This is a genomic window from Sphaerochaeta sp. S2 (genome assembly GCF_016406725.1).
In the GTDB taxonomy this organism is placed as follows: domain Bacteria; phylum Spirochaetota; class Spirochaetia; order Sphaerochaetales; family Sphaerochaetaceae; genus Sphaerochaeta.
In genome coordinates this window covers 1-1,727 of record NZ_JAEKNT010000227.1, presented here as the reverse complement: position 1 = coordinate 1,727, position 1,727 = coordinate 1, and the positions used below count along the sequence as shown (strand labels likewise).

At 42.1% G+C, this 1,727-nt stretch carries 3 protein-coding genes; all 3 read left to right on the top strand.

From position 1 onward, the window contains the following. On the top strand, positions 1 to 188 hold a 188-nt coding region (locus tag JF818_RS16355), incomplete at its 5' end, for a hypothetical protein (RefSeq protein WP_233066490.1). After that, positions 189 to 698: a hypothetical protein gene (locus JF818_RS06235; protein WP_198891168.1), complete on the top strand. Its 510-nt coding sequence runs from the start codon at positions 189 to 191 to the stop codon at positions 696 to 698. Positions 699 to 910: 212 nt separating this feature from the next. After that, positions 911 to 1,727 (top strand): fructose bisphosphate aldolase (locus JF818_RS06230; protein ID WP_198891167.1); only part of this gene is annotated, 817 nt, incomplete at its 3' end.

Sequence of the window (1,727 nt, the reverse complement as noted above, 5' to 3'; positions counted from 1 at the left end):
GCATATCTGGATCGATATGGATTATTCAGAAGAGCCTAAAACTAGAACAGGCTACAGAAAATTATTGCTATTTTTTGCGTGAATACACTTTAGGTATTGGATATGTGAGTTGGTTGCATCCGACAATCGAGAGATTGAAATTATCAGAACAAGAAAGAAGTTTGAGATTTTTATGTAGGAGGAAATGAATGGTTCACAAGAAGAACGTTTTTATGATCATTGTAGTATTAGCCATACTAATTGTGTTATCAAGCTGCAACAAGGAGTCTGATTCAACAGATGCCATTACCACAGCTTCGATAGTAAACACTCCGGAAGATTTCCGCCGAGCTATTAGTCCTGATGGTACTTGGATTGTGGCAATTCTTCAGGACATGGATATTGATCAAGAAATCATAATTGACGGGGATTTTACAAGAAATGATGAATTATATCGAAAATTGGCATTCTATACTCAGGATGAGAACAGGAAAGTCACAGCACGATATACTTTGAGTGCTCCAAAAATGGTGGTCAGAAGTCCAAATACACGTATCCAAAGCGGTATATTCAAAGGTGATGTTTATGTGGAGGCAACTGGATTCCATTTGGTGGATGCAGTGGTTGAAGGAAATATCATATTCTCATCTCAAGAATATCTAGATAGTTTCTCGACCGATGAAACTTCTCGTGTAACTGGGACAGTCGCTCTCAATTAAATTAAATATCTAAACATCTTCCACCAGTAGGTTTTTCATTGCCGACTGGTGGATTGCCGTGCGATACGATACCGCCCCCCCCCTCAGTTTTTCCAAGTGGGTAATTCTGGATAGCGAATTCTCTGGTCCCTCACTTGCTTGCTTTACTACATTTGAGTACCTTTAACTTGTAACCAATAAAAAACTTATATTGGTAATAAGGAAGGAAGCGTATGAACAGAGAACAACTTAGCCGGATGGTAACTGGAAAAGGTTTTATCGCTGCTTTGGACCAGAGTGGAGGCAGTACACCCAAAGCACTGTTGCACTATGGAATCCCTGAAGATGCCTATGCAACGGATAAAGAAATGTTCGATCTTGTACATGCAATGCGCACCAGAATCATTACGAGCCCTGCTTTTACCGATGCCCATATCTTGGGGGCTATTCTGTTTGAAGACACCATGGACCGGACTATTGAAGGAATGCCAACGGCTGCATACCTTTGGAAAACCAAGAGAATAGTCCCATTCCTGAAAGTGGACAAAGGTCTTGCAGAACTCTCTGAAGGAGTTCAGTTGATGAAACCCATGCCAGACCTTAAAACACTGTTAGAGAAAGCAGTCGAGCAGGGGATTTTTGGCACAAAGATGCGTTCAGTCATCAAGGAATCCAATCAAAAGGGAATCAGGAAGATAGTCGAACAGCAGTTTGAAATTGCCAGGATCATATTGAAAGCAGGCTTGGTTCCGATCATTGAACCCGAAGTCGACATCCACAGTATGGATAAGCAAGCATCTGAGAAGATTCTGAAAGCTGAACTTGTCAAGCAACTTGAACACCTCAATGAAGAGGATCGGGTCATGCTTAAGCTTTCCATACCTACCGAACCAAACTTCTATGCTGAACTGCAGAAAGAGAAACACATGGTTCGTGTGGTGGCTCTCTCTGGAGGGTATCCTCGCAATAAGGCGAATAAACTCCTTGCAAAGAACCATGGACTTATCGCCAGCTTCTCAAGAGCCCTCGCGCAAGATCTGCATGTTGAGC